This window comes from Glaciecola sp. SC05 (assembly GCF_041380235.1).
Classification (GTDB): domain Bacteria; phylum Pseudomonadota; class Gammaproteobacteria; order Enterobacterales; family Alteromonadaceae; genus Glaciecola.
Genome location: NZ_JBGIYY010000033.1, coordinates 1 through 6,680, shown reverse-complemented (window position 1 = coordinate 6,680; position 6,680 = coordinate 1). Strand labels below are relative to the sequence as shown.

At 39.3% G+C, this 6,680-nt stretch carries 5 protein-coding genes and 1 pseudogene; 5 read left to right on the top strand and 1 reads right to left on the bottom strand.

Annotated elements, in window-relative coordinates; translation table 11 throughout:
• Positions 1-928 precede the first annotated feature (928 nt).
• The 5 genes and pseudogenes from AB9H30_RS19065 to AB9H30_RS19045 form a co-directional block, all read left to right on the top strand.
• Positions 929-1,900, top strand: coding sequence for a Fic family protein (locus AB9H30_RS19065; protein WP_371196387.1), 972 nt, complete (start codon positions 929-931; stop codon positions 1,898-1,900).
• 360 nt (positions 1,901-2,260) lie between these two features.
• Complete coding sequence (locus tag AB9H30_RS19060) at positions 2,261-3,109, top strand: hypothetical protein (RefSeq protein ID WP_371196386.1); 849 nt, start codon at positions 2,261-2,263, stop codon at positions 3,107-3,109.
• A 107-nt stretch (positions 3,110-3,216) separates the two neighbouring features.
• On the top strand, positions 3,217-3,672 hold the full coding sequence (locus AB9H30_RS19055) for a hypothetical protein (RefSeq protein ID WP_371196385.1): 456 nt from the start codon (positions 3,217-3,219) through the stop codon (positions 3,670-3,672).
• 31 nt (positions 3,673-3,703) lie between these two features.
• Entirely contained in the window at positions 3,704-5,710 is a 2,007-nt protein-coding gene (locus AB9H30_RS19050) for a hypothetical protein (RefSeq protein ID WP_371196384.1), read from the top strand.
• A 164-nt stretch (positions 5,711-5,874) separates the two neighbouring features.
• Positions 5,875-6,123, top strand: a pseudogene (locus tag AB9H30_RS19045) (PLP-dependent transferase); the annotation flags it as partial.
• 337 nt (positions 6,124-6,460) lie between these two features.
• On the opposite strand, the gene AB9H30_RS19040 reads toward AB9H30_RS19045, so the two are convergent.
• The coding region (locus AB9H30_RS19040; RefSeq protein WP_371196383.1) for a hypothetical protein at positions 6,461-6,680 on the bottom strand (220 nt) is incomplete at its 5' end.

Here is a 6,680-nt window from a genome sequence, read left to right as displayed (position 1 = left end):
GATAGCACCTGCGGGGCTGCGAGTTTGTTTCCATTCAATATTTCACTGCATCCAACAGTGAATCACGCAGCAAAATGGTTTAATTGGCCGTAAAGGCGTTTTTTTCGTGACCCTAGTGCTTACTTATTCAAGTATCCCGCACAAAAAATAATCATTACGCTTAACATCTACCTGAACGAGTGCCTTACTCTTGGATTCACGGACTGTCGCGAGTTGATAGCCATTTAACTCTCTAACCCGATCTGATACAGCTGATTGCTCGCTCTTCTCTTTAGATGATTTCTACTGCAGTAATAGATTTCCTGCCTCCTGTACTCCACTCCTGTATCTTATCGAGTTACTTATTTTTTGTTGCCGCTAGATGAATGATATAAAGTTTGAGCGTCTTTTTGAATTTGTGGCTTGACTGTTTCTAACCGAATTTTATTTACTCAAGTAAAAACGCTACCACGCTGTTTTTGAGCATACTGTTCGAGTTTTACCGGCACACAGGCTCTCAACGGTAACTAATTTACAAATCGACAAGATAGCTCATGCTATGTCGGCAGATATTTCCCAAAATTTCCCACCTCAACTTACTTCTAAGCGTACGTCGGTCGTGCGCTTTCAGCAGAGCCTTGTCTCAAGAAAAGTCGTGCTAAACGTTTATAAATAGACACTTCAAGTACTAAGTTAAATCGGTATGGCCGCTACTAATATAACTAAACAAAGGAATAACTTAATTGATCACTTTGGTGCCACTATGAACATTGATTTTTATGAATAAAAAGTATTCTTTTCACTAAATAATATACGAACTTGAACTGCGGCATCAGACTTAATAGGATGTTTTTTGGGAAAAGTATTGACAATATTATTTATTTATTTATTTTAAAGTGAATGGATTAACGATATAGATCATATCGTTGCGTTAATAAAGAGCTCATGGATGGCGTGGCAAGAAAGTTTCTTAAGTAGGATTATTAACCGATATCTTTGCGGAGATAAAGCGCTAAAGGAGGCTAGGTTAGTTCCGCACGGAATATTATTTTATTCACTCACACTACCGCATAATGATGATCCAATTACTTCAGACCTAATCGGGCAAATCACGGCCTATGAAGAAGTGGTTAAACTTTTCAGTACACGTAATGTAACCATCGACACATTTCATTTAGCCCACCGTAAATTGAATCGGAACAATAGGCCAGCGGTAACCTCATTCAGACTCACCCAAAACACCGTTGGTAGTAAGTTAAGCGGAGAAGTATACAGGCCTCCACGCCCTGAGGTGGTGAATAAAGCCATGGATGATCTTGTCGCTTTGATAAGCCAATCAATCTCAAATGACTTATTTGCTATCATAAATATTTATGTTCTTTTTTTAAAAATTCACCCTTATATGGATGGTAATGGTCGACTAGCGCGGGCATTGATGCAAGGTCTATTGATTAAACACGGTATAAATCGACCACATCTTGATCTGTTTCGATTCAGTAATTCCGAAATCAAATTCAGCGAGCAGTTATCTTCATTCGTAACAGGTAACTTAAACGCAAATGAATATTGGGTTAGTAATATTGCTTGGAATGATAGTTTGACTTGTTATCTAACAACGATAATAAATATATTTCAAAAAAACCTATCAAACAAAGTAGCTTTGAGACCAATGGATACTCACGATAGCGCAGCGTTACAAATGCTATTGATGTACCCGATTTTTACACCCGACTTTTTATGTCGTGCATTAAATATCCCGTACGAAAAGTCTACAAAACTAATCGAAAAATTTTGTCGGTTGAACTTGCTTGAACCACAGCAAATTCGAGTGGTAAAAAACCAAGTCGTTTACGTTGCCAATGGTGCTTTTGAGATGATTTCATCATTCGATCAAGCAATTTTTAGCAATAAACAACTTTAACTTTGACTAAATATAAATAAGGAAGCTTATGAAAACTCTTAAATCAAACATAGCCATAGCCGTAACATGTCTAACAGGAGTTGCGACTTCTGCATACCTGCAAGCCAGTGAAATTGACAACAGTGTTCTAACAAAACTAAATACAGAATATGCCGCAGGCTGGAGCTTTAGTGGGTCGGAAGTAAATTCAATCGATACTGGAGTTTGCTGCATAGAGACTCAAGTATTATAAACTAAGGTATAAATAAATAATCGAAGCGATAAAGTACTTAATTTAAAGGAATTGTTTTCCCTATTTTGCTAAATCGAAATAGGGAAAACATCGCGGTAAACATTAATTTTTTATAAAAAGGAACATTTATGAAATTCATATACTCAAAAATTGCAATCGCTGTTATTTGTTTGAACGGCTCATTAGCACACGATATGTCGAACACATCAGCAAATAAAAGTGTTTTTTTGACGGAAGTAAATAAAAATTTTATTAGCGGTTGGAGCTTCGGTGTGTCAAAAAGCCATGCATTCGACACATGGGATGTTGGTTGTGGCATATGCGGCCCATGGGAAACATTTATTCCATTTGTGCCACCTCCTTTTGACCCTGACCCAGGCGCTGGTGGTGGCGGCGATGAGGGCAGCGATGGTGGAGGTGGTAGCAACTATACACCCGTAAATGACGCAGAGGGTGTAGCTGATTTAATGGTTGCTATCCAAACACTAAAAAACAAGCTTGCACAATTAGCCTTGAGGACAAGCATTAGCCCAGAGACGGCAGCTCGAATAGCAAATGAAATACGCTTACTTGATGCTTTCTTGCGGAAAACAAACAATTTTTATGAGGCATTAAGTACCGGTATACAAGCTACTATTCATTTGGCAGAGCAAGATTATGTAGCCGCCGTAAGTGAAGTCTCAGGTTTACTGGCTGGTGTGGGTACATACGCTGGAGTTAACGGGTTGTTGATGAATGCTACAGGCAGACCATTGCTCGTGATTATCGGAGCAAGTGCTGCTGCATTTCTCATCGCTGATTTTGTTGAAAACAATACTCCAGGGGTAATTGCCGCATTGGAAGACGCATTAGATTTTGACTATGACCTAAACATCGATGATCCTATCGGTGGGCAAGGTCCAAGCTGGGGAGATTGCACTGAAGCGTACGACTCTAGCCTATGTGAAATTAACCGCCACGAACCGAGGCATGCTTAGCTACCAGATTAAATGAAATCTGGGATATGTTGAAGTCAAAATAAATTGGGATGTTATCATCGTAATGTTATTCGAAAATAACATTACGATTAAAGGAGTATCTGTAAGTGAGCAAAGCGTTACTCGAATTTACTAAAAAACGGTATCATCTCGTTGGATTAGTGTTATTGATTGTTATTTTTGCTGCGGCGCTGATAAGTGGCACAAGTTATTTTTCTCACCTTCCAAAATTTGATGGAGAGGTTAAGGGATTCATAGCAGAAATACTTAGCCCATTTGGCTTAGCCATCGGTTTATATTCTTTGTATAAGTATTATCAATTACCCTATCTAGTTCAATTTGACTGTGAAAATGGAGTTGTATATATAAACAAGAAGATATCAGACCCGCCAATGAAGGTATTTGCCACAGAACATAAACCGAAAGTTGTAAGCTTATTAATAAAACGGGGAGATGACGTAATCGTCAAATCTTATAAAATATATAAAAGCAATATACCATTAAGTGATATCGAACAGACTTTTACTAATTTAGATATCATCTTAAAACATAAAGCGAAGTAAAAAGCCCATGAAATTAATAATGATATGTGCAATGTCAATATCCAGCTTACTACTTTTATTCACGTTCTACTCGAATTATTCTTTTTTACAAGAACCATCGATTTCTCAGAGCAAAATAGTTGAGATTAATCACGAGGCCGAAGTCACCAAAAGCAACCCGCAACAAAATCTATATAATATCCCTTCTACTGGCAGTCACTCAAATAAACGAAACAACATAGATATTTCGTCTATCGAACGATGTGAGATAGAAACTACCCAACTACTACAAGAGCAGAGGCAGATTCAAGTTGACGCGCAGAACATTATTGAAAGCCAGTCAAATTTCACCGATTTGTCCAGGGCATTAGCGCTGCTTGTCAGCAACGAAGTCATATCGCTACCCAGGGCTTATTTTATGGTGCCGGGAATTGAAACCAGATTAGCCAGCCAAAACTTTGTCGAATTGCAATCGGACAAAATACAAGACTTGGATGATGAACATAAGTCTCTTTTTAGAGAGTTTATGGCCATTAACCGTAAAGTCAACTCGGACGAGCAGTTCGAGTTTTCCACACTATTAGATTTAAAGAAAACACTGCCAGACGTGCGAATAAAATCTCGTGGGAAAACGAGTATATTTTCAGCCAACCGGGCGATCTCAAAATACCTAGTTAAACAACCCATTGAGTGGATAAATGCTTTGCCTAGTGATACCAAATTAGATGAAGCAGTTCTGATTAGCGTTATTGAGAACACCAGCGATATAGAAAAAATAACCGCAATTGCAAAGTTAATTGATTTCAAAGAGAGGCGGCCTTACGACCGCAATGGCAACTTATCCACCGCCTTAGACGCAGCAGTAAAGAAAGGTAATGTCGAATTAATATCTCATATGGCAAAGATATTACCTTCAAAACGACATCCGTTTAGTATTCCCCAAGCCAATCATGTCATTGCTCGCCTTATTGAAAGTAGAGAAATAGACCAGTTGCCAGAGAAAATTAGCGCGTTATTGGCCTTAACACTTAGCAATGAGCCTCTAAAACTATGGTTCAACTCAGAACAGAATACTTACAGTATTATCGGATACAATAAACGGGTTACGATAGGCAATGAACAACTCAAACTACTAGTTGCCAACGATTTACCTTTCGATATTGTTCAAGATCTGCCAGTTCAGGCTGAAGACATAAGCCTGTTTGGCGATTACATCTCACTTCAAGTACTCATCGATTCATATAAATCACTTTCGTTAGATAAGCTTGAGAAGCAAAAGGAATGCAAAGAAAAAGTCGCGCTTTATGTTAATAATCAGCCATCCTTTAAAAGCCACCTTCAAGCAATTGAAAAAAACACGAGCCCGAGTAACTCCTTTTATGAAAATGTTGAGCGTTTACAGCAAATCTCGCCAGCGCTGGTTGATCATTACTACAACGCACACCAGTTTACTGAAATGCCAACAACTAATATGCCCTACTTACACCGTATAATTGATGGCATCAAAAATAATAGCCTAGATGAAGCATTAGCAGTTTTGGGTGAAAAACAACTTGCCCCAAGCGAGCAGACCTACATAGCTCAGCAAATATGTATGAGTGGGGATATAACATTGCTTCAAAGATCCTTAAGCATTTTAGACACTATTCAGTTTCACAGTCCACAGTATTCCGAATGCTTGAGCGACGCAGATAACTACAAAAGGATATACTTTTCAACTAGCCACACTCACCCAAGCCTTGGCTACGATGCGATTTCCAGATTTCGTTTTGACGACGCGATAGAGCTTCTCGACAAAGGTGAATCAACTGCGGGATTCCCTGGTGGCCGTGACGGCTTAGCATTATTTCTTGATCGCATAGTTGCCTCGAAAATGCCCCCCGTTCATCAACAAATACAAATTTTAGAACGGCTGGTGCAATCGCAGGACTTAACAGATATGCACTATGCTCGACTGCATAGATTAAAAATTAAAAACCCCGAATTATTTAACACACTGGCACGCCTCAATAGCCAAGTACTCAATGCTACATTGGTTCCATTTAATGAATATAAATAATTTGAACTTGATCTGACCAGCTACAGGTTGTGTTTGAATCCCGCTCACGTACTGGGGTAAAATAGCCATTAAGTTCAAAAATTTATCCGGAAAGTTATCGCCTATCTTGGCGGTAACGAGGTCAAAAGTAAAATAGCACCTCGCATAAAATCTTATTTACGATTAACCAAGGTAGGATTGCGGCGGGAGGCAAATTTATCGACGCGCTGAATTTGATCTTGCGATTAGTTAACATCGGCGACGCAAAGTCCCTAGCCTGCCACCCGGCTAGCACTACGCATCGCCAGTTAAACCCTGAAGAACTTGCTAACGCCGGTGTATCAGAAGAAATGGTGAGAATTTCAGTGGGTATCGAGCATATTGACGATATTCTTGCGGATATTGAGCAGGCATTAGTGGCTAGTCAGGCATAAAACATCCCCGCAAAAACTATTGGTTACCAACACCTCTATGTGCCGCATTGCAACTTATGTTGCAGTGCGCGACACCTCTTCCATAAAGCTGCGATTTATTGCGAACTAACTACATGTGGTGCAATATCGCACCAGATAATTTGGATGAAACTATGCCTAAACAAAGTGTCACATTGAAAGAGAGCAACAATAACCGGCTTAACGCCCGTGTGAAAACATTGGTGACTATGCAAATAAGAGCGAATTAATATATGATCTTAATAAGGTGATATTAGCAATAAGGATTATCCCACCACTGAGGCATCAAGCCCCAGCAATGGAATAATCAAACTCGATATTATCTATCCAAGTTCATCACTTTTACCCATGCTTTTACAAAGTCTTGGGCAAATTTATCTTTAGACGTGTCGTAAGCATACACTTCACTTACTGCGCGCAGCTCTGAGTTTGAACCAAATATCAAATCCACAGAGGTTGCTGTCCATTTCTTCTCTCCAGTTTTACGGTCAAGGCCTTCATATACACCCGCTTCAGACGCTTTGTTCCACACTGTCGAC

Coding starts and splice junctions, on each gene's coding strand:
- AB9H30_RS19050 (WP_371196384.1), top strand. CDS start 3,704: ATGTCAATATCCAGCTTACTACTTTTATTCACGTTCTACTCGAATTAT.
- AB9H30_RS19060 (WP_371196386.1), top strand. CDS start 2,261: ATGAAATTCATATACTCAAAAATTGCAATCGCTGTTATTTGTTTGAAC.
- AB9H30_RS19065 (WP_371196387.1), top strand. CDS start 929: ATGGCGTGGCAAGAAAGTTTCTTAAGTAGGATTATTAACCGATATCTT.